Origin of the sequence: Paenibacillus humicus NBRC 102415, assembly GCF_004000905.1 — a bacterium.
GTDB classification, from domain to species: Bacteria; Bacillota; Bacilli; order Paenibacillales; family Paenibacillaceae; genus Paenibacillus_O; species Paenibacillus_O humicus.
This window is the reverse complement of the sequence record NZ_BIMD01000014.1, coordinates 30,202-53,220: the sequence shown is the minus strand read 5'-3', so window position 1 is coordinate 53,220 and position 23,019 is coordinate 30,202. Positions and strand designations below refer to the sequence as shown.

Sequence of the window (23,019 nt, the reverse complement as noted above, 5' to 3'; positions counted from 1 at the left end):
AACGAAGGAGGCGGCGCAACATGTTATGCCCTAACGACCATATGGTCATGAATCATACGGAAGCGGACGGAATCTCGATTCACAAGTGCCCGGTATGCGGAAGCGTGCGGCTGTCCGGACATGAAGAGGACAAGCTGGCATTCGGAGGGGTGGAGCTGTATCCCTGCGCTCCCAAGGGTGCTGCCGAGACAACGCAAGAGGCGCCGTTCGGCGCGTCGGACAAGGAAAGCTCCGGTCGATCCAGCCATGAAAGCATAGGCATCGACGCTCTTGTGTATGGAGCACCGGAGTCCGGCAACGGGAGCTTCGATTGCGGCCGATACGGCTATGTGCCGGAGGACGTCCAGGCAACCGATACAGATCGGAGTGCGGCCGCATATGGAATGCCTCCCGAAGATTTCGGGAGAGTGTCCGAGACGGAGCGGGGACAAGCGGCGGGAGGCAGCTATGCCTATCAGCCTGTCCCGTCCAAAATCTGAATTGCGGAACTTCTTTGATTCAATTGACTTGTCCATGACTGCCATGATACTATAACTAACGTTGCAGCGACGATACATGTGCTGCCGAAGCGGTTTATTTGCGGTCATGGCGGAATTGGCAGACGCGCTAGATTCAGGTACTTGTGCGAAAGCTGGTTGAGATTCCCCAAAACCCTTGTGGTTATGCGGTTTTACTGAAGTATTGGTTCCAAGTTCTCTCCTGTAGTTCTCTCCGTTTTCCGAGAGGCACATGAGGGTAAAAATGTGCGGTCATGGCGGAATTGGCAGACGCGCTGGCTTCAGGTGCCAGTGGTAGCAATACCGTGGAGGTTCGAGTCCTCTTGACCGCACCACCCTAACAATTAACGAGCTCTTGAATTTGTCCTTGTGACGATTCAGGAGCTTTTTGCATGATTGGGATTTGTAAAGTGTTGCTCATGACCTGTGCCGACGAAATCTTTGAACTGTAGTCAAGATGAGCATAAATGTTAGCCGTTGTGGAGTAATGGCTATGCCCAAGCCATTCTTGAATGTCCTTCATATTAACGCCATTTGCCAGCAATAAGCTGGCGCAGCTATGCCGAAGATCGTGAAAGCGAATCCTTCTCAAATTATGCTTCTCTAGCACAATCGGGAAGTGCTGCGTAATATACCCCGGTTTTATCAATTGCCCTAGCTTATCTACATAGATATAGTCTTTGTAGTCATTGGAGTACGAACTTTTGTAGAGCGCCTGATTTCGCTGCTGTTCCTCAAGTAATCGCAAAAGCAATTCCTGAAACGCCGGGACGAGGGGAAGGGTGCGACGACTGGATTTATTTTTGGCCCGGTCCTTTGCGATTGTGATTTGTTTGCCCTCATAGGAAACAGGAATGACGGTGTGCTGGATGGTAAGTGTCTGGTTCTGAAAGTTGATCGCCTGCCATTTGAGCCCTACAATCTCGCCGCGCCGTAAGCCATAGAAAGCGGCCAGTAGGACGGCAAGCTCGACTGGATCGCCTTTTACTGCCTCGAATAACTCCTGAAGCTCTTGATCGTTGTAGAAGCTTCCTACAAAATGGTTCTTTTTTGGGCGCTCAACTTTATCAGCCGGATTGGTTAAAATCATATCCATTTTAAGCGCGTGTTGCAGAGCTTGACGGATATAGGCATGAAAGTGTTGTACGGTACTTGTAGAAAGCTTGAACTCCTTTAACATGTGCTGGTAGAAATCATGCAAGTGTTTGGGTTGTATCTCCAGCAGTCGAAATCCTTTTTCACGAAAGTAAGGGACGATTCGGCCTTTGACCCCAAAGGTGTACGCGGCATGAGTAGTGACTTCGACTCGATGCTTCATCATTTCCAGCCATTCCAACATGAAATCGCTGAAAAGAACACCGGCTGGACTGTCCGCGTCTGGAGTGGCTTTCTTCTCAATCGGCGGCGTTATTTCCTCGACAATCGTTTCAGAAGGAATTTCAAAGCTCTTGCGTGCGTCTTGCAGCATGCTTTCTGCTTTCTTCTTGTTCCCCTTTGTCGGTAACCCTGTTGCAATCCATTTGGTTCTCCGCTTGCCCTCTTCGTCTTTGTAATTCAGAACGATATAATAATTCCCTTTCTTTTCTTGCAGATGGCCTGCTACCATCGTAATCCCTCCCAGGATAGCAGCCCGGCTTCCTACCATCGACACTTTAATGATAACAGGCATAGAAAGATTAGTTCAATGCTGTAAAGCGTCATAGTCGAGTGGAGTGCCGGGGGTCATGATTTCCCGTAAATAATGGATGATGCTCAGCTTCGGGATTCTGTAGAAGCGCCCGATGCGAAAGTGGGCGATGCGCCCTGATTGGAGTAATTTGCGGCCTGTCTTGGTACTAATGCCGCCTAACATGGTACACATTTGCTCGACATTTACGACATCAGGCATGGTCTGAAAAAGAAGTTGGTAAGGATCAGGTTCAAGAACTGGTTGATTTTGATTGTGTGGCATGGGCGAACTCCTTATTCAACATAATTCGATTGAGATGAGGTTCTGAAATATCCCTCTACTATCCGTTTCATTTTTTGGGGGAAATCGGACACTTCCGAGAAAAAATTTACTTTATTCGCTGAAAACAGAATGGGCGTGAGTATGGAGTTCATGTCTGTTGTGAAATTCTGGGGAATGTGCGGTGGTCAATAGAGGAAATGAAAACCTTTGTAAACCTGTGTTTGAAGGAGGACTCGCACCTGCGCGAATGCTATGAAATGATCAATGTCCTAAAACACTAGAACATATCTTATATTAAAGAGTTTTTCAAACATACGGAAAGGATGCAGTTACACACAATAATTTGCGGCAGCACCAAGCTCTATGAAGAGTTTGATGCTGCCGCTTTTATTTTCATAAATATTTTTTGAGAGAAGGGTCCGGTTTGGCTTCAAAAATGAAACGGATGGTAGAGGGGATACATCCCTCCACCGTTCTTTGACAATAACATAACCACTCATCCGGTACGTTCCCCGCATACCCGAAAGGGAAAGCCATTTTGCAGGTGCGCCACGACCATCCTTTATTTGGGGTGCGAGCGATCTTTACCTATGCAAAAATAAATGATGGTATCATTTTGGCGATAATCTATGCGGCGGGATAATGATACTTCCGTCTAGCCATAGTTATCGCAATGGGGGCGGCTTGCAGTGATCCTGGAAGGGGCGACAGCCTATGAGGACGGTTAACCGCCGTTCGCTGGATGAGTTTATTATCATTGAAAGTAACATATCTGTTATGTGTGATTTTAATTGATCGACGTGTTGAATAGGTTATTTTACGATGAAGGCTTTCCCGGATAAGCGTCAAAATATGATACAATATTATACATATCGTCCGTCCATATAACATGTTAAGGAGTCGTGTCGTTGAACAACTGGCTACCATTTATTATTGTCGTGTTAATTATTGTTATTGGTTTCGTCAAAACAGTTGCTACTCTTCGAACCACAGTAAAAAACGAAAACTTCGCTATCGAGTTTATGAATAATTATAGAGATTTTTGTTCGCCGTTGTTTCAAAACACATTCAACGGCGACAAATACCAATGGCTAAAAATGAAATCAACAAAGATGCAAACGTTAATGGGGTCATTCGGTATAGCATCGGTGTATAAACCACCCGGCGCGAATCATTATTTTAGGAACTATGAAATTATCGTAAACGGAATAAGTGGCATTAGAGAAAACTATTCAGAGATGGTTAATAGTTATAGTTTGGATTTGGAACGTCGAATATTGCAGGAAGTTATCAGTACGATAGACGATGTGTTGCTTACGTTTATAGGCGCCGCAGAAGGCTGGGTGAATGAAGCACAAAAGGAAGTGAAGAACCCGTTAATATGGCTTCGTGAAGGGGTCCGCTTTGTTGTTACAAGTCCAATATCTTTGATGTATTGGTCAGGATTAGTACGATATAGGATGTACAACACACTTTCAAATAACTATCCAGTCAAGCTGCTTTCCTTTCTTATTGGTGTGATAGGTCTAGTCAGTTCAATTGTTACGATTGTAACTGGATATACGCCATTTAGATCGATGATCGGTTTTTAATAGGGGTGAATCGTTAAAATGTCATTGTATTCGCGAGATTATACGAAACTTACCGAAGAAGAAAGAATTACATGGGAAGCGATGAAACAAGATGAAAAAATAGGCACAGGAAGATGGCGGAAAAGAAGTCGTTATAGAGAATATCCGAAGGCAGCGCGGCATTTCATGAGCTTATTTCCAAACAATTTTTTGGATGTCGAAGAACTGAGAGAAGAAGATAGATTGAACCATCTAACGGAAAAGTTCCTTGTTGAACTAGACAAGCCGGATGCCACCGAAGCTTCGATCATGAGGTTTATAAAACAGAACCAAGCGTATTTTATAATTGGTTCCATTCTCAAAGACCACAACTTCGGGCATCATGAAGCCTACGTTATACCGGAATTTTGGTTCGGCAATACATACCGCGTTGATTATCTGATAATTGGGAAGAGATCAGGCGGCTACGAATTTATTCTCGTTGAATTGGAACACCCCAAAAAAGACATTACCATTAAAGACGGCGAATTAGGTGCGGCGTTTCGTAAGGGGATTAAGCAAATTAACGAATGGAAACGATACCTTGAACCTAATTTTCCCACGCTTGAAGAATCGTTTAACAAATACAAACATCCGAACATGGAACTACCCCGCGAATTTCTTAAACTAGATAAAACGCGGATTCATTACACAGTTGTAGCGGGACGCCGCGAAGATTTTGATGAAAATACTTACTGGATTCAACGCAATATGAAGGATAACGATAAAATTAGTCTTCTTCACTTCGATAATTTATACGATAATGTTACCGAGATCATTGGACGATCAACGTATTAAGAAATATCCTTGTGGTCAAGTGACTTGGATTTGGGCGTGGGATGGGTAGATATGTTGAACGAAAGAGAATAGTTTCGCGATTTGTTTTTGATGCCAGATTGCTATATTCGATGAATGTCCAAGAGAATGCCTTCCACTTTCGGGGGCGTTCTCTTTTTATATAGATACTTTTCAAAAAAGCCGATTGTCTGAACTATTGAATGTTCAGTGCAGTCGGCTTTTTTGCGTGAAAGGAGAGTTGTTGGATGAGCAAAGTAATCGCTCTCGCCAATCAGAAAGGTGGCGTCGGCAAAACGACAACGGCGGTCAATCTCGGTATTGGCTTAGCGGCTGAAGGTAAGAAAGTTTTGCTGCTGGACGCGGATGCGCAGGGCAACCTGACGGATTCGTTAGGCTTCCATGAACCGGATAGTCTGTCCATTTCACTCGCCACAATGCTAGTGAAGGGCATGACGGAGGAGCCGTATGAACCGAGGGAAGGTATTTTGCACCATCACGAAGGTATCGACCTGATGCCGGGAAACATCGAATTATCGGCGGTCGAAGTGGCGCTCGTCAATACGATGAGCAGGGAAACGATTATGCGTTCGTACATCGATTCCGTAAAAGCAGATTACGATTATATCCTGATCGACTGTATGCCGAGCTTGGGCATGATGACGATCAACTCATTGGCAGCGGCGGATAGCGTCATCATCCCGGTACAGGCACACTATCTGCCCGCCAAAGGCATGACGCAGCTTTTGCAGACGGTTGCCCGCGTTCGGCGTCAAATTAATCCGAAGCTGGCTGTGGACGGTGTGCTGCTCACGATGGTAGACAGCCGAACCAATTTCGCCAAAGACATTTCTTTAGTTTTGCGTCGGGATTATGGGGATAAGCTGCGTGTATTCAATACAGAAATCCCCCTGTCCATCCGCGCGGCGGAAACAAGCGCCAAGGGTAAAAGCATTTACGCCCACGATCCGAACGGACAGGTTGCTAAAGCCTACGCTGCACTTACGAAGGAGGTGCAGGATATTGGCAGCGAAAGAAGATCGGCTCGCCAGCATAAAGCTGACCAAAGTCGATGATTTATTCTCGACAGAGGAAAGCCGCAACGATTCGCAACGGGAAAAGGTGATGGATATTCCATTGGCTGAAATTAGTGAATTTCCCGGTCATCCCTTTAAGGTAAGGGCGGATGAAGCGATGTTAGAAATGGCGGATAGTATCAAGCAGTATGGTGTCCTTGTTCCCGGCTTAGTTCGGCCAAAGGTAGGCGGTGGATACGAGATGGTATCCGGCCATCGTCGAAAGAAGGCAAGTGAATTGGCTGGTATGGAGACAATTCCATGTCTCGTTCGCGAGTTGGATGACGATCAGGCGACTATCATCATGGTGGATAGCAACCTGCAACGGGAGTATATTTCTCCGAGTGAAAAAGCTTTTGCCTACAAAATGAAATTGGAAGCAATGAACAGACAAGGACAACGAACAGATTTAACTCGTTCCCAAGTTGGGAACAAGTCTGCTGCAAAGAAATCAAGCGAGATATTAGCAGAACAGATGGGCGAAAGCAAAAACCAAATATTTAGATACGTTCGCCTAACCGAACTCACTCCTCACATTCTCGAAATGGTAGACGACAAACGGATTGCCTTTAATCCTGCCGTTGAGTTATCTTACTTGGCCGAGAAAGAACAGCAAGCCCTATTCGATACCATGCAGGCAGAGGACTGCACGCCTTCACTTGCACAGGCTCAGCGTATGAAAAAGATGAGTCAAGAAGGCAGGCTGAATACAGATGTCATTTACACCATACTAACGGAGGAAAAGCCGAATCAGAAAGAAAAAATGAGTATTCAGCGAGAACGAATCGACCGCTTTTTCCCACGAGACTTCTCGGAAAAACAAAAGGAAGACCTGATCGTGCAACTGCTGGAAAGCTGGTACAAAAGGCGGCAGAGGGAGCACGAACGGTAATTCCCCCGTTGCCGCCTTGTTCATGCACCCTCTCCCCTGACGGAGAGCTTTTTTTATGCCCATTTTCGGGGAGGAGATCATCCAATGGACTTTACGAAAGGAAAACGGCGTCAGTATGAACGTCTGATGAAAGAAAAGCCGGGTTTTGCGCGTAGTAGGCCATCTGAGGAGGAAGAAGCACAACTGCGCAAGCAGGCTCAGGAAGCCGAAGGCTGGCACAAGAAACGTGACCGCAAAAAGAACCGGGAGGGCTGACGATGGAGCAAGAGAAACGAATGGCCGGTGACTACGAAGTCTATCAAGCGCTACCCATTGGCAGGGTGGAGGTTGTTTTAGGCATCGACATCACGAATACCGAAAAGCCCTATTTGGTTTGCTACTGCTCGCAGAATAATTTGTTTGGTATCGATCAGTATTACGGTGCAGAAGGATATGAGGATTACCTAGTCGCAATGCAGGAATTTACCAAGCTATTGCAATGGGAAATCGAGAAACTCCAGACCGAGCGCGCTACGATCACGGAGCCGATGCCTCCCATTCAACCGGACCAATGCCTGCCCATCAAAAGTGACGATGATCTCGGCGGCAGAATTGTTGTGACCCGTTTGGATTGGTTGCGGCCGGAATTTCGCACGGCAGACCATCAGTTGATTTGGGTAACGGGAGGTTTCGGGGCTTCGGGGAACTCACGTGGGCGGGCGGTCTATGCGGAAACCCTCTATTCCGGCGATGAATACCGCTATAACCGGGAAGACCTGATGGGGTTCCTGAAGCCGGAGCATACGCCCACATGGGCGGCCGAGAAGCTGGCACAACGACAAGCGGAGCAAGCCCCATCAAAGCCGCGTCCGCGAGGCGAAGCGCGTTAAGAGAAGCGCAAGGTATCTTCTATATAAATGAAAGGAGATCGTGAACGATGTCATGGACGTATCGACACCGCAAGACGCTCATCATGGGAGCCATTGCGATCAGCGTGGCGCTTCTGGTAGCAGCGGCCTTGTATATGCTGATGCAGCACACCGACCAGCAGCAAAAGCAGCAACAGATGAAAGAGGAGTATGAGCGGCAGATTCAGCAATTGAAAAAGGAGGAGCAGCAAAACAGCCGAAATGTCTGGACGACTGCAAAAACGATACCGGCAGGCGTCTCGCTCAAAGCGGATGACCTCAAGGCTGTTCCGATGCCCGTCAGTTTGGTTCCGCCGGGCGTAATCACCGACCGGGAAAGCATCATCGGCAAAAACGCCAAGATCGAGCTTGCATCAGGAATGCCGCTACTTTCCTCTTTATTGTACGAAGGACAGCCCATTCCGAAGGATTTGCGCATACAGGAGTTTCAGGTCATTCAGCTTCCCTCTAATCTCAAGCCTAACCAATATATAGACGTTCGCATCGGCTTTCCAACCGGCGAGGACTTTGTTCTTTTATCTAAAAAGAAGGTACAGGAGCTGTCCGGTACGGTTGTGTGGCTGGAACTGAATGAGATGGACATCCTCCAAACGTCCAGCGCAATTATTGATGCGTACTTGCAGGGAGCGCGGCTGTATGCCCTCCCGTACATCGAGCCGGGCTTACAGGAAGCGGCTGTGGTCAACTATCCGGCCAATCAGAAGGTATTGAACCTGATGGCGGTCGATCCCAATCTGCTCGAAACCGCAAAAATCGAACTTGCCCGCGCGCTGCGTCAAACGCTGGATGGCAATTTGAAGGCGGTCAGCGACTCGGACAAACTTCGCGTCACCAGCGGTAGTGTAACCGTGCAGCAGCAGTTGCAAAACGAACGGATGACGACGCGGCAGGGCAATGCCATGGGCGGAACACAGCCAGTAGGCACACCGCAGTCTGGAGAATCAGCAGTTTCGACGAATGGTCCGCAGCCTAGCGTGAGTGATGCTGCTGGTGCAGCAGCTACTCAATCTCCGAAAAATCAACAGACGCCCCCTCCTGCCGTTTCGCCGTCGCTGCCATCGGGTATGCCTCCTGCAACCGAAGCGCCTCCGGCAAGCGAAGATAAGTGGGAAAACATCTTCAATCAATGAGGAGTGCGGATATGAAAAAAATTGTTTTTATCGGCGTAGCGGACAAGACGCATGCTTTGTTGGTGCTTGGCCGCTTGCTTGTGGCCTTGGGGAATAAAGTGCTGTTGGTGGATTCCACCGTCACGCAGTCGATTCGGGGTTATCTGCCGCACGCCTATGCCAATAGCGCCGTTCAGGATTATGAAGGTATGGATGTGGCCTACGGCTATCTCACTCCCGAACAGCTTGAACGAGGCTTGGCACAGGCAGGGACGACACCGGCATACGACATCATGCTGGTGGACACTGACCATACGGAATTTGTTTTCCACCACAACCTGTCCCAGTTTGATAAGCGGGTGTGGTGCTGGGATGGAAGGCGGTTATCGCTGGAGAAAAACGAGGAGCTGATGCTTCGTCTCGGCTTACAGAACACGGAAGAGCCTATCTCGTTTTTCGAGTTGCTCTCCCCTGACATACCGGGAAAGTTGGCAGCGTGGCGAGCCGAAAAGCGGTTGCGGCATATCCAGTTGGAGGATACGGTGTTTCGCTTCCCTTTTGACGAACGCGATGCAGCCGTCGATTTGAACAATCAACACCACGGCCGCATCGACCTTCGCGGGCTGACCGGGGCGTTTCGCGAGATGCTGCTGACGATGCTGGAGCAGCTTGGCGATTGCGACCGCAAGACAGCGCGACGAGCCTGGGCAATCGCCCGTAAACGGGTGCGGGTGTGGTAGAAAGGAGAACGTTTATGGGAGCTACCGTTGTATTTTGGAGTCCTGTATCAGGTCAGGCCGGGACAACGACTAATCTGCTCGCCGCGGCGACGTGCATGGGTTTGGAATATTCGGCGCGATTGCTGTTGCTTGGGCATTTGCTAAGCAGTTACGCCGCTGTCGAACGAGCCTATTATCGACCTGCCGGAAGAGAGGACATGCATACCCCGGACACGGGAATTGATGCGCTCTTGCGTCTGCTGAAAAACCGCAAGCTGGAGCCTGTCATGCTGCGTGACTATGCCCATCCGTTACTGCGGGATCGCCTGGATATTTTGCCCGGCTCCATCAAGCAAGAGGATATCTTTATCGAAACGGCAAAGGAATGGCTCACACCGCTGCTTGCGGTTGCCCGCCGCGCTTACGATGTAGTGCTGTTGGATGGGGGGAGCGGCAGCGGGTCGGCTTGGGACGAAATGCTGCGGCAGCAGGCCGACGTATGGGTCGTCTGCCTGCCGCAAAACCGTCTCCTTCTAGAGCGATTTTTTCAATCGGCAGAAGCAGCGATGCTGCAAGGCCGAAGAACGCTGCTCGTGTTCGGACAGTACGACCCTTATTCGACGCTCACTTCTAAAAATCTCATGCGTCAATTCCGTATAGGACCGACCGTGTACCCTGTTGCACATAATACAGGCTGGATGGATGCGGCACAGCATGGCGAAGCGAATCCTTTCTGGTTTCGCAACAGAAAGATAGCAAGCGGTCATGAGAACCACCTGTTCGTGCAGCAGGTGCGACGATTGGCGCAGGCTGTGATAGAAAGCGCAGGCGCAAGGCAGCACCTTTTCGAAGGGAAGGAGGGCGACACGCCATGACGGCTTTGCTCAATGCCTTCATCCTGATCGCGCTCTTGTTGCTTTCAATCTTCTTCCTTTATTTGCGCCTGAGCCGACGATTGCCGGAACGGACGGACGACACATCGGTATATACGCTGGAAGCGATGACCACTTTCGTAAAAGCAACGCTACACGAGTTAACCAGCAGCAACCTAGCCGACTTCGGTTTGTCGGAGGAAGAATACCGCCGCCGAAAAAGCAAACGGGCGGAGCTGAAAAAGGCGCTGCGGGGCTGCACCTCCGGTGATCTGCGGGACAAGGAATACGTCAAGGAGATCATTGCCGACCTGCTCGTGCAGCGCTATGAGTTGGACGATGCGAATTTGAACCTCCTGCTGCCATTTCATCAGCCGGAGTCCCTCTCCGCGCAAGACCAGTTTGATATTCTGCTTTACACATATAAAAAGGAAGCCGGGCTTCATGCGCTCGACCGGCTCGTTCAAACCTATGAATGGGATCGGCAAAGACGAAACGAGGAAGGCCAGCTTGAAACGTACCGGATTACGGCGGAGGATATTCGTAGCGTCTTCGCCCGTGAAGCGCCGCGTTTGACGACGGACGATAAGCTCCAACTTGTCGTCCAGCGGATTTATCAGCATTACAAGGGATTCAGCGTCGTGGACGAGTTGCGCGACATGCGTGTGGACGGCGTATCCGGGGGCGTATCCGGTCTGCCGCCGCTCATGTGGGAGGGCGAATGGTCGCTGGAGGAGGACGCACAGCTTCAGTCGCTGCCCCGTTCGCATGACAGCATATGGCTGTTTTACAAGGGGAAGTCCATCCACCTGAGCTTCTTGTCCTTCGGCTCCGAGCAGGAACTGCGACGCGTTTGCCAGATCATCTACAAGCACAATTTTCCCGGCCAGTTGTCCGAGGCGAACGGATTTAAGGTCAATGAAATGGCAGACGGCTCCCGCGTCGTCGTGCTACGCCCCCGATTCAGTGAATCGTGGGCTTTTTTTGTGCGCAAATTCGACGTGCAAAGCGCGACACTAGAGCAGTTGATTCAGGACGAAGGCGCGGAATTGCCGATTGGCCTCATTCGTTACTTGGTATCGGGTGCGCGGATCACCGCGATTACCGGCGCGCAGGGCAGCGGCAAAACAACGCTGCTTATGGCGATGGTTCGTCATATTCCAGAAGTGCTGCCGATCCGGGTACAGGAAATGAGCTTTGAGCTTCAATTGCGCAAAATTTATCCAGAACGCAACATCGTCAGCCTGCGCGAAACCGAGACGATTTCCGGTCAACAGGGGCTGGACATCCAGAAGAAGACGGACGGCTCTGTCAATATTTTGGGCGAGGTAGCGACCGACCCGGTCGCCGCTTGGATGGTTCAGATGGCACAGGTGGCGTCATTATTCACCTTGTTCACGCATCACGCCAAAACCTTCCGTGACCTTGTGCTGTCTCTCCGCAATTCCTTGTTGAAAACAAAGGTGTTTACGAACGAGCGTGTGGCGGAGCAGCAGGTCGTCAGCGTCGTCAATTTCGATATTCACCTCCGCCGCGACCTGGACGGACGGCGCTATATCGAGCGCATTACGGAATGCGTCCCAGTGCCGCAGGAGACGGCGTACCCGGAAGCCTTTCGCGGGAAAATGACAAAGGACGAACGGATGGCAGCCTTTATGGAAACGACGCTCGAATACTTCCGCCGCTCGACGGATCGCCCGCTGTACACCGCCCGAAATCTCGTCGAATACCGCGACGGCCGTTACGCTGCCGTTCATCCCCTGTCCGAGCAAAGTCGCTGCGAGATTGCGGAATACTTGAGCGGCCCCGATAAGGCCGTCTTTGATGCGTTTCTGGCATCCCATTGGGGGGATGAGACATGATTCAGGAATGGCTCTCCCCTCTGCTCGGCATCGCAACCGTGCTCTTTCTTGCCGCTGTCGCGGCCTTCCTGTGGCTGTCCCGGCGTGATTCGGAGGTGGCGGCAGTCCGGCGCTACGAAGCGCTGCGTAAGCCGGGGCAAGCGCCTCGCAAGCAGGCGGTTTACAGTTTCATGCAGCAGCTATACAGCGTTTGCGAGCAGATGCCGGTTTTAAGGATGTACTTGCTGCACCTTCGCAGGCGATTGGTCATCCTGCGGCTCGGGGACGAATGGAAGCTGCGGCTTGAGGTGATGAAATCGGCGCTCTTGATGTGGCTTGTCCTGTTTTTGGCCGCGATTCCGCTTGTTTTGGCGGTGCGCGACCCTTACACGCTGGCGATGCTCGGCATTGGTCTTTGGGTCGGCCACGGCATCCTCTCGGATATGGGTGTTTATCGGCTCGAAATGCGGCTGCTGCGACAACTTCGTCTGTTTCTTGGGGATGTGAGACATCATTACCATCGTCACGGGATGGTAGATGAAGCCGTCTATGAATCGGCGGACAGCGCGCCGTATGAAATGGCGCTGCACGGGCAAGAGCTGTACGACATGCTGACGGACAGCGACGCCGAAGATAAACTGGCGCAATATGTGGAGCATGCCCCGAATCGTTATTTGCAGGGCCTTGCGGGATTGTCATATCTCATCAAGGAGCATGGCGATCAGCAAACGGAAAGCGGTTCGGTCTACCTCAAGGGACTGGAAAAGCTGTCCATCGAACTGAATCTGGAATTGCTGCGTCGCGAGCGTCTCAGCTTCTTATTACAGGGGCTGACCGTTATCGCGCTGCTGCCGCTGCTATTTACCCGTCCGATTGAAGCCTGGGCTAGCCACTTTTTTCCGGCAATGGACACGTTCTACGCCAGCGCTTTCGGTTGGGCCGCCAAACTCTGTCTGCTTGTCGTCGTGTGGCTATGCTACGTGCTGCTGCGCAACCTGTCGGAGCTGGATGCGACAGCAAGGCCCACCAGCCGAAAAAGATGGGAGCAACGGGTTTATGGCTGGCCGTGGATGCGCTGGCTGGCCCACCGGCTGGGGCCGGTTCCCGGCTCGCGAGAAGCGGAACGGATAACCCGGCTGCTCAAGGATACAGCCTCTCCCTTACGTCTCGAATGGTTTTACGTGCAGCGGATCGTAGCCGGGTTCGCAGCCTTTTTGGCGGTGCTGGGCTTATTCGTGTCCTTGCATGCAGCGGAGCGGCATCAGGTGCTGTATTCACCTGTGAAGCCGGGAACACTTTTCGGGCAGTTGTCCCCGGAGGAGGAAACGAAGGCACGGGAAGCCGCCGCGCTGGATCGCAGGATGCTCGATCAATTAAAGGAGGTGAGGCCGCGAAGCGAAAATAGCGTCATCAGCCTGCTGCGCAAGGACCCGGCTGCACAGGTCAAGGAGGATCAGCTTCGAGAGGCGGCGCGGCGCATCCTGGGCAAGCTGGAGAAGCTGAATAAGCCTTTTCTGGCGTGGTGGGAAGCGTTTTTGGCTTTCGCCGCAGGATGGGGCGGGTACACGCTGCCAGTTGGTATTCGGCTGTTCCAGCGGCGTATGCGGCAGATGGAGATGAAACACGAGGTGGATCAGTTGCAGGCCGTGATTGCCATGCTCGCCGGGATGGATCGGATGTCGGTTGAACAGCTTCTGTTATGGATGGAGCAGTTCGCGCAGGTCTTCAAGGAGCCACTGCAAGCCTGCCTTCTTCACTTTGAACAGGGTGAGGAGCAGGCGCTTGCGCAGCTCAAAGAAGATGCACCGTTTCTACCTTTTGTTCGGATCGTGGAAAAGCTGGAAATGGCTTCGCAGCATTTGACGATCCGGCAGGCATTCGACGATCTCGAAGCAGAGCAGGCGTTTGCGCGGGAGCAGCGCAAGCAGGAGTATGAACAGTTAATTGAACAAAAGGCAGGCTGGGGACGCTGGATCGGGTTTGCCCCCTTGATGACGTTGATATTCGGGTATTTGGTCATTCCGCTTGTCGTCGTCAGCCTACATCAGATGACCGTGTACTACGATCAGCTTCAACGCATCCAGTAACCCATATAGACGCTTTCCTTCATCAGCGGGAAGGCGTTTTTTTTATCCCCTAATCAAAGGAGAGAATTGTACATGTCCAATGCGCAGAAGGCACTTGTCATGGCAGCAGGAATCTTCCTTGCCATCGCACTCATTACACTGGCTGTCGTGCTGTTTATTTCCGCCCAGGATTCGACCAAGGCGGCTCAAAGCAATTTTAGCAATATCCAGACGGAGCTTTCACAAACGGCGTTTACGGTGTATGACAATACGACGCTTTCGGGCAGTCAGGTTGTCAACGCGCTTCGCAAGTTCCGCGATCAGGACCAATTTGGCATCCAGATCGTTACCGGCAAAAACCCGACCGGTCAGTGGTACGGCAAGGTTATCAATACCGGTGTGCCTCTGGATAGCATCACCTACGGCGCAATCGTCGGAGCCGCACCCGGCCAGATTAGCCAGACCGTAGACGAAGCGGATATCAACTACGTTAATCCAAGCGGCAAGTTCCGCAGCACGCTGGTGCTGGACAGCAGCAATGTCATTCGCGGCATCGTCTTCCGGCAGCAATAAGGTCGGATGAGGTTACGAAAGCGTCCGGCCCAGGTTGGACGCTTTCGTCATGAAGGAGGTGTAACACATGAACTATGCGCCAAGAACGATGCTGGAGATGAGCGCAGCATTGCTCGTTTTCCTCATGGCCGCAGGCAGCGGTCTGATTTTGTTTCAGACCGGTGCCTCACTCAATTCGCTTGCCTATGTAACCGGCCAATCGCAGGATCGTAACTTGCAGCAAATCGCTGTACCGCTCTCGGGCGACGGTTCGGTATCCGGTGCGGAAGTGCTGCAAGCTATCGCTCGCCTAGATGAAGGAGATGCGGAAATGGTGGTAGACGGCGTTCGGTTCGCGCCGCCGCTGGAACGGGAGCAGCTTTCGTCCGCAGGCATACGTCTAAAGGGGCGTTATCAGCCCGCCTATGAACGGGACGTTTCCGGTCACTTGCAGCGCCTGACACTAAGGAGCCTGCCATGAACAGTCTGATCAAAATTTTCGCCGTATTGATCGCTGTTCTGCTGCTCTATCTCTACCCGCTCTCTGCCGCCTTTGACCAGCAGGACGATATTTCGGAACTTGTTGCCTTGCGCGCGACGACAGCCTTCGTCGATGCGGTTCGGGACAAAGGCGGCATCACGCCAACGATGTACAACGATTTCATGACCGCGCTTGCGGCGACCGGCAATACCTTCGACGTTCAGATGGAGCATGACAGCAAGAAGTACGTGCCGGTTTACGACGATCCGACACGGCCCGAAACCTTTAAGGGCAACTACGAGGTACAGTACGATGCGTTTTTCAATGCGCAGATCCTGCCGGAGCTGTTCCCCGACAATCTGGCAGCAAAGGATGACCCAAACCGTCGTTATCGGATGCGCGCGGGCGACAGCTTTTCGGTAATTGTGCGCAATACGAACCGGACGGCAGGCACGTTGTTCTTTGATTTTCTGAACAATACCATTAGCCCGAATGAAAAAATCGTGATTCCGTATGGCGGGGTGGTGCGCAATGAAATGGATTGAATGGGCTATCGTCGGCGCGCTGTTGTTTCTTCCCTTCGCGATCGTCAATCGGAATGAGACGGATACCCTGAGACGGACGGTGCTGTCGGAGATGAGTTACGATGCTGCACTAGATGCGGCGGTGGACGACGCCGCGAGGTTGCTCGTCGTTAACGCAAGCCAGCAGCAGGAAGCGCAATATGCCTCGGCCAAGCATTTCGCGCTGAACAAGGAAGAAGCACTAGCGGCGTTCTACCGGACGCTGGACACGGGCTTCGGCGCTGCGGATGATCTGGTGTCGCAAGGTGTCCTGCATCGCTACATTCCGGCTATCGTGATCGTCGGCTACGACGGCTTTTACGTCTATTCCAAGCAAGAATGGACGGGGGCTGACGGAAAAACCGTCATGAATCCGGCTTGGGGAACGAAGAAGCCTTATGCGTATGTCGATGCGGCGGGTAACAGCCTGTCCTTTACGCTTGACCAGCAGGTACTCGCTTACGATGCGGCCAGCCGAAGCTGGCATGAGGGCTTGCGGCAGGACATCCGGCAGCAAACGACGATACCGCTTTTGCAGGATGCTGCGCTCTTCGAGCAGGTACGACGAAGCACGATTGTCCGGGCGATCCAGGACGAGTTGGCCTACCGGATCAATCGATATAACGAAACAGTCTCTCGAAATGGCCTGTCCTACACGTTCACCCTGCCTCTGATCTCCGATGAGGACTGGCACAATACGGTGGATGATGTGGGCGTTTTGGCTTTTGTACAAGGTATCCCGATGGGAGCAAAGGTGTACAACAACTATGCGCTTGGCGGGAGCCGCATCGTGAAACGTCCAACGATCATCGGGGCAAGGAGAGGCAGTATGAAGGTGTACTACCGCAGTTCCTGCGGTTACACCTATCCGACCGAAGAAACGTTTGCCAGCGAGCAAGCAGCCGCACGCAAGGGATATATGCCCCTGACTTGCCTCGGCTCGGCCTTCTAGCAGGAACGTATGCCTATTCGCTCATGTAAGCGATGGCAAGCGGAATACAAGCAAAGGAGTTCATCAATCATGTGGATTCGACTGGTGCTGGCGGCAATCGTTTTTTGGATAGCCGCCGGATTTACCAACCCTATGGACGGGCAGCAATTGGTCATCAGTGGGGATTCCGACCGGATCAATCCGGAGTTGGGCGCTTATGTCGAGGATATAGTACCCGGCGATAAGCGAGAGTACAAGGTTCACGTCACGAATCCCACTGATGAGGAAATAACAGCGCTGCTCTATGCGGCCGATGCCATGCCTGCATTGGGCGGCGGAAAGGATTTTACTTTACCGAGCGATCCCGATACCGGTTCGGCTGCATGGTACAGGGCGCCGGATCGCAGTATAACCCTCAAGGCTGGCGAGACGCAAAGCTTTACAATGGAAATGCAGATACCTGAAAGTGTGGAGCCGGGCCAGTACGTGTCCGTCATCGGCGTCTACGATCAAAGTATGAGGGAATCGGCGGCGCGTAAAATCGGGTTGCAGGTCGTCCTCAACTACAAGTTGGACGAAGCGAAGCCTCCTGAGGCTGTCCCGCACGCGGCCGCATATACGCTGGAGAACGGAAAAGCGAGCCTGACGATTTTGCTGGTCAATGAAGGCGATAGCTTGTCCGAACCGGAGATCGAGGTGCGGCTCAAACGTCAGGACGATGCCAGCGAGCTTTTGTTTGAAAGGAAATCAACGGTTGATTCCATTTATGCAGGCACGGTCGCACAGTACATGGCGGACCTAAACAGGCCGCTTTCTCCCGGTTCTTACATGGCGGAAGTAAAGACAACGCTGGGTGACCGCACAGAACAGAAGGAATTCCCTTTTGAAGTAACGGACGGTCGGACTATGCCTTCAGGAACCGTGATTCAAGCTACTGGGGACATTTCTCCGCATCATGAAGGTTCATTTGGATTGCGCCCATCCTTCGTCTACGGGGGCTTGCTGCTGATTCTTGTCATCGTCGTTGTTGTTATAAGAAGAAGGGCTTCGCGCACGGAGTAACGAGCGGCTCCTGGTTCCTGCAGAGGACAGACTGCCGGACAGTGGACAGGCAACAGAATCGGCACTATGATGTAGGCAACAGCAAGTTTTTCCAGTTCCGCACAATTTCTTTAGGGAGTGAGGCATTTGAAAAGAAGGTTAGTATCCCTCCTCATTGTGACACTTTTCGGAAGTATATTCAGTTTGACGGCAAGCGCAGCCAGTAAACCGCCAACCTTTGTCAGCGTCGTCATGGACGGCAAAAAAATCTGGTTTCCCGACGCGCAGGCGTTTATTGATGAGAACGGGCGAACGCTCGTCCCGGTACGTTTTGTCGCCGAATCGCTCGGAGCGAAAGTCGGCTGGGAATCGAAAACACAGACGGTTCCGATTACGAGAGACGATCAATCTATCGTTCTGACGATTGACCAAAATGTTGTGCAGGTAGATGGCAAAGCGGTCACTTTGGATACGAAAGCCATCCTGAGCGGCGGTCGAACGTTTGTGCCGCTCCGTTTCGTCAGCGAGGTGTTAGGTGCGAAGGTGGATTGGGACAATCCGACAGACACCGTGTTTATCAAGACCAGCGAAGATAGCGCGGGGCAGATCGACCAATGGGGGCGCTTGATTCGCACGACCGACTTACCGAAGAATGCGAGCGATTATCCATACATTCTTGCGGACGTTCCGAACGAAATGTACGAGATGGGCTATCCATTTTCGCATCCAACAGACAGCAAAGTTTCATCCGTCCTCTACTCGACGAAGCCGGAATTCAACAAGAAGAACGTGGATATTTGGATGGGAAGACTGAAAGCATTCGGTGCGCTTTGGCTGAATGTAAATTACAACACGATTGATGACGCTTGGGCGCAGGCGGTTTTTGCTACCAAAATGCAAAACTCTGATGCCGAACTGAAACATATTCGCCGCTACGCAGAATGGGTCAAAGAGAACCAAATCCAGATGGAAGGCTATCTTGATCCCGAGCCATCCATGATTTATAAAGATGGGTTTGGCAACAACTTTGTGCGATCCAAGTTCAGGATTAAATTCGTCTCGTACAAGGCAAGCAATGACTTGCTTTACGATGAGTGGTTCCCGAATAAACAAACGTTTGAGAAAGGTGTTTGGTACGAAGGCTACGCCGATATTTCTCTATCCACTAATGTAGGCGGCGATTGGGGAAGTACGTTGAAGGTCGATCCGAATGCAAGTTTGTTCCGCAATCATATCATTAGAAAGGCGGACTCGAACTAGATGCGCAAACCTAAATTCATACGAATCACGTTGAGCATGCTGCTGGCATGCTCTTTTTTATTGTCGTGCTTTCCGTTTCTTATGAATGCTGCGACACCGGCTGTCCGGGTAGATGAGGGTAAGATCAAATTTGAAATCACTAGCACAGCAGCAACCTCGTCCATCCGCTACAGAACGGTAGGTTGGACGGTGCGTCGTGACCAACTCTGCACGAATACATCATCCAAACAGTGTAGTGATCCACGTAACGGCAGTCACGCATCATTTGTCAATCAACAGGTGCGTCAAGTCGCGCAAAATCCGAACCCCCCAATTCCCGGAGAGCCGGTCACGACCTACTACGAAGTCAGTGAAGATTTAGTAACGGACGGCATGTGGCAAGCAGGCATGGGAGACATCAAGGACAACGACGACCTGTACTTGTACGCAATTATGGTATCCGTCGATGGCAATGGAAACGTGCGCAAAGGACCATTTTACACGTTAGAAGGAATCAAGAACGCTGAACCTTGGGCGCACCCGGATGATCTCGATGATTACTTTGGGATTCACGTCCCCTATCGCAGCGCGAATTTTCCTGTCGATGTCGTTGCGAAAACCGTGAGAGGAACGATCCTCAATCAGCCTGAGGTCACGTTCCATAAGGGCGACTACAAAGTCGGCGAGACGATCAACCACGAGTTTCCTGCGACGATTGAGGATAACGGGAAAACGTACAGTATTGTCCGCTCCTACCTATCGCCGAAGAAGGACCTAACGCAGAAAAGCTGGTTGCAGGAAAATCCGGATACGAATCCGAAGGTGAGAACGCGAAGCTTCACGGTTGCGCTTGGCGGAACGGAAGCGATTGCCGAATACGCTGAAAATAACCCGGTAAAGGCGATCTATCAAAAGGAAGATGGTACGAAACTCAAGGAAGTCGACAAAGGCGTCTACGAGACTGGAGAGGAAGCGAGCTATACGTTTGATCCGCAGCTCACATCTGGCGGCCAGACATATGAAATTGTTCGCACTTATATCACAAACAACAAGAAGCCGGATGAGAAGCTATTCATACAAGAAAAAGGCGACGCGAAGCTGCTCGAACGCTCCATCTTGGTTGGCTCTGGCGGCTCCAACTTCGTCGGCATCTATAAAATTCCTTCCCCGATTACCGTGACCTCTCGTATTGACGCGCCAGATCACGTCGATGCTTCCGTCACCTCTGTGGATGGAAATTTTGTATTTGAAGCGAAGTCACCCGTGCCGCTCAAAACGTATGAGATCACAAAAATAGAGAACGCAACATTCGTTACGCCTAGCGATAAGTCCGGCTCACTCAGCGGGCTGACGGCAAGTAAATCGCTGCCGATCAAAATTCCATTCACATCCGGCTCCAGTATTACCGTCAAAATCACGGTCGTCGTGAAAGATGCTAATGGTAACAGCGGAGATTCCACCTCGGATCACACCGTACGCAAAGGCGACAATGGCGGCGATACCTCGTCACCCGGCACGAGCCAGCAAGCCGAGGCGATGGATGCCACGGCATCGGCGATCATCAAGGCGGATTCGCGCGGCGCAGAACGCTTTGACGTTTTGAAGGGCATTCCGACCTCAGAAAGCCTTTATGTTAACGCGAGCGCCAAAGCGTATTTGTATCGCAACACATTCACGGAAGTGAAAGGCTCGAAATCTTACCCGATTACAGTCAGCCGCACGTATACGCTGAGTTGGACGGAATATGTTCCCGGCCCGCCGGATAGCGAAGGCCATTCGACCACGGTTCCGGTATCCCGATCCGACACGCAAACCGTCACCCAAAGCTACAACGTGGAGCGAAAGTACAGCTATTGGCTGGTAGACCGTTTGGAAGTGTATGGCTTACAGAAGGCGACAGTCGCCAACTATGCCCTGCCTGCCGGTTCGGTGACGCTGCAAGCAAACGGGTATACCGCACCGTCTGTTTCCGCCACCCATGATGCAGCGGTCTCGTCCCATATTACGGACCCGGTGTATCGCAACGTTGTGCTTTCCGGACAAACGGTTTACGGCGGCTCCAGTAGACCTTCGGTTCCAAGCGAGAACTGGAAGTCTGAGGCTGAAAATGCAGTCGGTAAAATCAAGGTCAAAAACGATACGGTCGTCTTTAACGGACAAACGATCATGGATAATCGGACGGTTGAGGAAACGGCTCCCGCTCCGGGGGCGATTCCCGCATCTCCCATGATCGGGCAGGACGTTTTATATGGTTCGGGCTTTGTCATTGATCCGACTAAAACGAACAAGGCGAGCCAGCCAAGCACGGGCACGATTTATTATACGCTGGTCAAGGGCATCGGCGGCGGATCGAACCAAAGCTTCCCGATCAATGACATCAATCCGGTGACGGTGCATACCCCCGTCGTCAATCTGGCATCAGTAGCCAACGATCAGGCGCACAATCAGAAAACGGTGCCGACAGCCGATCGTTCGGCGCTTATTCTGGATCGTCCCTTTACCGTGACGATTCCTACCAGCGGGCCGCACCGGGACATTACCGGCTACGGCAATCGGGACTATGCCAAATATGTGCGAGACAAGCAGGTAAGGTTCCCATTCGATGTATACAAGGCTGACCACGCAACGTTGATTCCGAAGGACACCTGGACTTCGATTCCTGTCGGCCAGCTTACAACCACTTTTTACATGCCCGTTTGGGTAGATGAGGGAAATTATGATGTACTATTCCGCACGTTTGCCGAAAACAGTCCGGCTTCATTCACATCACAAAGTAATGCCAATTTGGACTTAACTAATCATGTGGCGACACAAGTTGTGGCGGTTGAGGTTATTGGCCGTCTGTTCGACTTCCGAATTACCGATGTTGCCGACTACCAGTGGGAAAAGGTGTTCAGAACGGCGGCAGGCAGTGCGACGCCGACCGGAAATAGCTATTGGGTTGGTACAAAAGGGATCGACGGCGCGGCGCGCGGCAATACGGCCCCTTACGTGCTGCCGATTCGGCCCGGCAGTCACCCGGAGAGCGGAAAGAAAAATGTTGTCGTAAAAACAGGCTATCACTTCAAATTTGAGGTCAAAACGCTCGGCAACATGTTCAGCGCGGGCGACGGGATTAAAATCACGCCTACCTTTTACTTCGTTGACAAGCAGGGCAAAAACCGACAACAGGTGGACTTGTACTATCATTCGGGAACCAAGCGGTTTATTCGGATCGGCTCCACGGAAGACACCGAGCAGCGGCTGGTGACGCTGGATACCCGTCTGCGCAATGTGTCGCAGCAGGAGTTAACCAATACTGCCAGTTCACTTTGGAGGGTGAATGGTTCTTCCGGCAGTCAGACATCGTATGTACAGCAGTATTTGAGGGAAGCGGCGCAAAAGCGGATTTACGTCGGTGGCTACGACGGCATGCTGCTTCCTTCGCAGCTCCGGACGTTTATCGGCAGTATGCAGGTGCCGTCCGGCATTGATACTGCACGAGCTAATGCCTCGGTGCAGCGCTGGTTTGGCGAGTATAGCCTTCCCGCTGCTCCCTATGCAGTGCCAGCAGGCATGAATCTGGCCGAGTACGGACGTACCCACCGGCTGGACGACAATGCGCCGATCTTCCTGCGTGACGGCTATTTTGTAGTCAATTTTAACATCGAAACCATTCGCAATAAGGACATCGCTCACCCGCATTTGCAGTATAAAAATGCGCCGCTGGACAACCAGTGGCATATGGAAGGTTTTCAGCGCAGTTTTGTCGATCCTTACGGGGGGATGTTCTTATTGCTAGACGGGGATGTTGTGTTTTATCACGCCGACTTGTCCAGCTACGACGATTTTGGTACGGGCGGCACCCATTAAAAACAGCATACCGTTTGGGAGGAA

At 51.6% G+C, this 23,019-nt stretch carries 21 protein-coding genes and 1 tRNA gene; 20 read left to right on the top strand and 2 right to left on the bottom strand.

All coding sequences use genetic code 11. From position 1 onward, the window contains the following. Window positions 1–20 precede the first annotated feature (20 nt). Window positions 21–479: a TFIIB-type zinc ribbon-containing protein gene (locus PHU01S_RS11035; RefSeq protein WP_021877823.1), complete on the top strand. Its 459-nt coding sequence runs from the start codon at window positions 21–23 to the stop codon at window positions 477–479. Window positions 480–745: 266 nt separating this feature from the next. Next, window positions 746–832, top strand: a tRNA-Leu gene (locus tag PHU01S_RS11030). 2 nt (window positions 833–834) lie between these two features. Here the strand turns inward: PHU01S_RS11030 and PHU01S_RS11025 are convergent. Beyond that, window positions 835–2,103, bottom strand: a complete 1,269-nt coding sequence (locus PHU01S_RS11025; protein WP_083436177.1) for a tyrosine-type recombinase/integrase — start codon at window positions 2,101–2,103, stop codon at window positions 835–837. Window positions 2,104–2,178: 75 nt separating this feature from the next. Beyond that, window positions 2,179–2,448, bottom strand: a complete 270-nt coding sequence (locus PHU01S_RS11020; protein WP_048743932.1) for a helix-turn-helix domain-containing protein — start codon at window positions 2,446–2,448, stop codon at window positions 2,179–2,181. Window positions 2,449–3,350: 902 nt separating this feature from the next. On the opposite strand from PHU01S_RS11020, the gene PHU01S_RS11015 reads away from it, so the two are divergent. The 18 genes from PHU01S_RS11015 (at window position 3,351) to PHU01S_RS10935 (ending at window position 22,995) form a co-directional block, all read left to right on the top strand. Beyond that, window positions 3,351–4,040 carry a hypothetical protein gene (locus tag PHU01S_RS11015; protein ID WP_021877781.1) on the top strand — a complete coding sequence of 230 codons (690 nt, stop codon included), beginning with the start codon at window positions 3,351–3,353 and terminating at the stop codon, window positions 4,038–4,040. A gap of 18 nt (window positions 4,041–4,058) precedes the next feature. Further along, window positions 4,059–4,856 (top strand): Shedu anti-phage system protein SduA domain-containing protein, encoded by a 798-nt coding sequence (locus tag PHU01S_RS11010; RefSeq protein ID WP_069202412.1) that lies wholly within the window; start codon window positions 4,059–4,061, stop codon window positions 4,854–4,856. Window positions 4,857–5,101: 245 nt separating this feature from the next. Next, a complete protein-coding gene (locus PHU01S_RS11005; protein WP_127507631.1) occupies window positions 5,102–5,929 on the top strand; it encodes a ParA family protein in 828 nt (275 codons plus the stop codon). After that, window positions 5,877–6,821 (top strand): ParB/RepB/Spo0J family partition protein, encoded by a 945-nt coding sequence (locus PHU01S_RS11000; RefSeq protein WP_048743941.1) that lies wholly within the window; start codon window positions 5,877–5,879, stop codon window positions 6,819–6,821. Before PHU01S_RS11005 ends, PHU01S_RS11000 begins: the two co-directional genes overlap by 53 nt. 84 nt (window positions 6,822–6,905) lie before the next feature. After that, on the top strand, window positions 6,906–7,076 hold the full coding sequence (locus PHU01S_RS25755) for a hypothetical protein (protein WP_021877785.1): 171 nt from the start codon (window positions 6,906–6,908) through the stop codon (window positions 7,074–7,076). Between the two features lie 2 nt (window positions 7,077–7,078). After that, window positions 7,079–7,690 carry a hypothetical protein gene (locus tag PHU01S_RS10995; protein ID WP_049867097.1) on the top strand — a complete coding sequence of 204 codons (612 nt, stop codon included), beginning with the start codon at window positions 7,079–7,081 and terminating at the stop codon, window positions 7,688–7,690. Between the two features lie 47 nt (window positions 7,691–7,737). Next, on the top strand, window positions 7,738–8,859 hold the full coding sequence (locus PHU01S_RS10990) for an SAF domain-containing protein (RefSeq protein ID WP_021877787.1): 1,122 nt from the start codon (window positions 7,738–7,740) through the stop codon (window positions 8,857–8,859). An 11-nt stretch (window positions 8,860–8,870) separates the two neighbouring features. Beyond that, the gene (locus PHU01S_RS10985; RefSeq protein ID WP_021877788.1) at window positions 8,871–9,578 is read left to right on the top strand and encodes a hypothetical protein; all 708 of its coding nucleotides are present in this window, start codon (window positions 8,871–8,873) and stop codon (window positions 9,576–9,578) included. Between the two features lie 14 nt (window positions 9,579–9,592). Further along, on the top strand, window positions 9,593–10,432 hold the full coding sequence (locus PHU01S_RS10980) for a CpaE/TadZ family protein (RefSeq protein WP_048743945.1): 840 nt from the start codon (window positions 9,593–9,595) through the stop codon (window positions 10,430–10,432). Beyond that, window positions 10,429–12,291 (top strand): Flp pilus assembly complex ATPase component TadA, encoded by a 1,863-nt coding sequence (locus PHU01S_RS10975; protein WP_049867098.1) that lies wholly within the window; start codon window positions 10,429–10,431, stop codon window positions 12,289–12,291. Before PHU01S_RS10980 ends, PHU01S_RS10975 begins: the two co-directional genes overlap by 4 nt. Beyond that, window positions 12,288–14,357 carry a hypothetical protein gene (locus tag PHU01S_RS10970; RefSeq protein ID WP_049867099.1) on the top strand — a complete coding sequence of 690 codons (2,070 nt, stop codon included), beginning with the start codon at window positions 12,288–12,290 and terminating at the stop codon, window positions 14,355–14,357. Before PHU01S_RS10975 ends, PHU01S_RS10970 begins: the two co-directional genes overlap by 4 nt. A 72-nt stretch (window positions 14,358–14,429) precedes the next feature. Next, entirely contained in the window at window positions 14,430–14,909 is a 480-nt protein-coding gene (locus PHU01S_RS10965) for a hypothetical protein (RefSeq protein ID WP_049867100.1), read from the top strand. Between the two features lie 67 nt (window positions 14,910–14,976). After that, the gene (locus PHU01S_RS10960) at window positions 14,977–15,369 is read left to right on the top strand and encodes a hypothetical protein (RefSeq protein ID WP_049867101.1); all 393 of its coding nucleotides are present in this window, start codon (window positions 14,977–14,979) and stop codon (window positions 15,367–15,369) included. Continuing rightward, entirely contained in the window at window positions 15,366–15,914 is a 549-nt protein-coding gene (locus PHU01S_RS10955) for a hypothetical protein (protein WP_049867102.1), read from the top strand. Before PHU01S_RS10960 ends, PHU01S_RS10955 begins: the two co-directional genes overlap by 4 nt. Continuing rightward, window positions 15,901–16,884, top strand: a complete 984-nt coding sequence (locus PHU01S_RS10950) for a hypothetical protein (RefSeq protein ID WP_127507629.1) — start codon at window positions 15,901–15,903, stop codon at window positions 16,882–16,884. The genes PHU01S_RS10955 and PHU01S_RS10950 overlap by 14 nt, the downstream gene beginning before the upstream one ends. A 69-nt stretch (window positions 16,885–16,953) precedes the next feature. Further along, window positions 16,954–17,925, top strand: coding sequence for a DUF916 domain-containing protein (locus PHU01S_RS10945; RefSeq protein WP_049867104.1), 972 nt, complete (start codon window positions 16,954–16,956; stop codon window positions 17,923–17,925). 183 nt (window positions 17,926–18,108) lie between these two features. Further along, window positions 18,109–19,164 carry a copper amine oxidase N-terminal domain-containing protein gene (locus PHU01S_RS10940; RefSeq protein WP_232316759.1) on the top strand — a complete coding sequence of 352 codons (1,056 nt, stop codon included), beginning with the start codon at window positions 18,109–18,111 and terminating at the stop codon, window positions 19,162–19,164. Then, a complete protein-coding gene (locus tag PHU01S_RS10935) occupies window positions 19,165–22,995 on the top strand; it encodes a DUF5704 domain-containing protein (RefSeq protein ID WP_246029214.1) in 3,831 nt (1,276 codons plus the stop codon). Window positions 22,996–23,019: the final 24 nt, after the last annotated feature.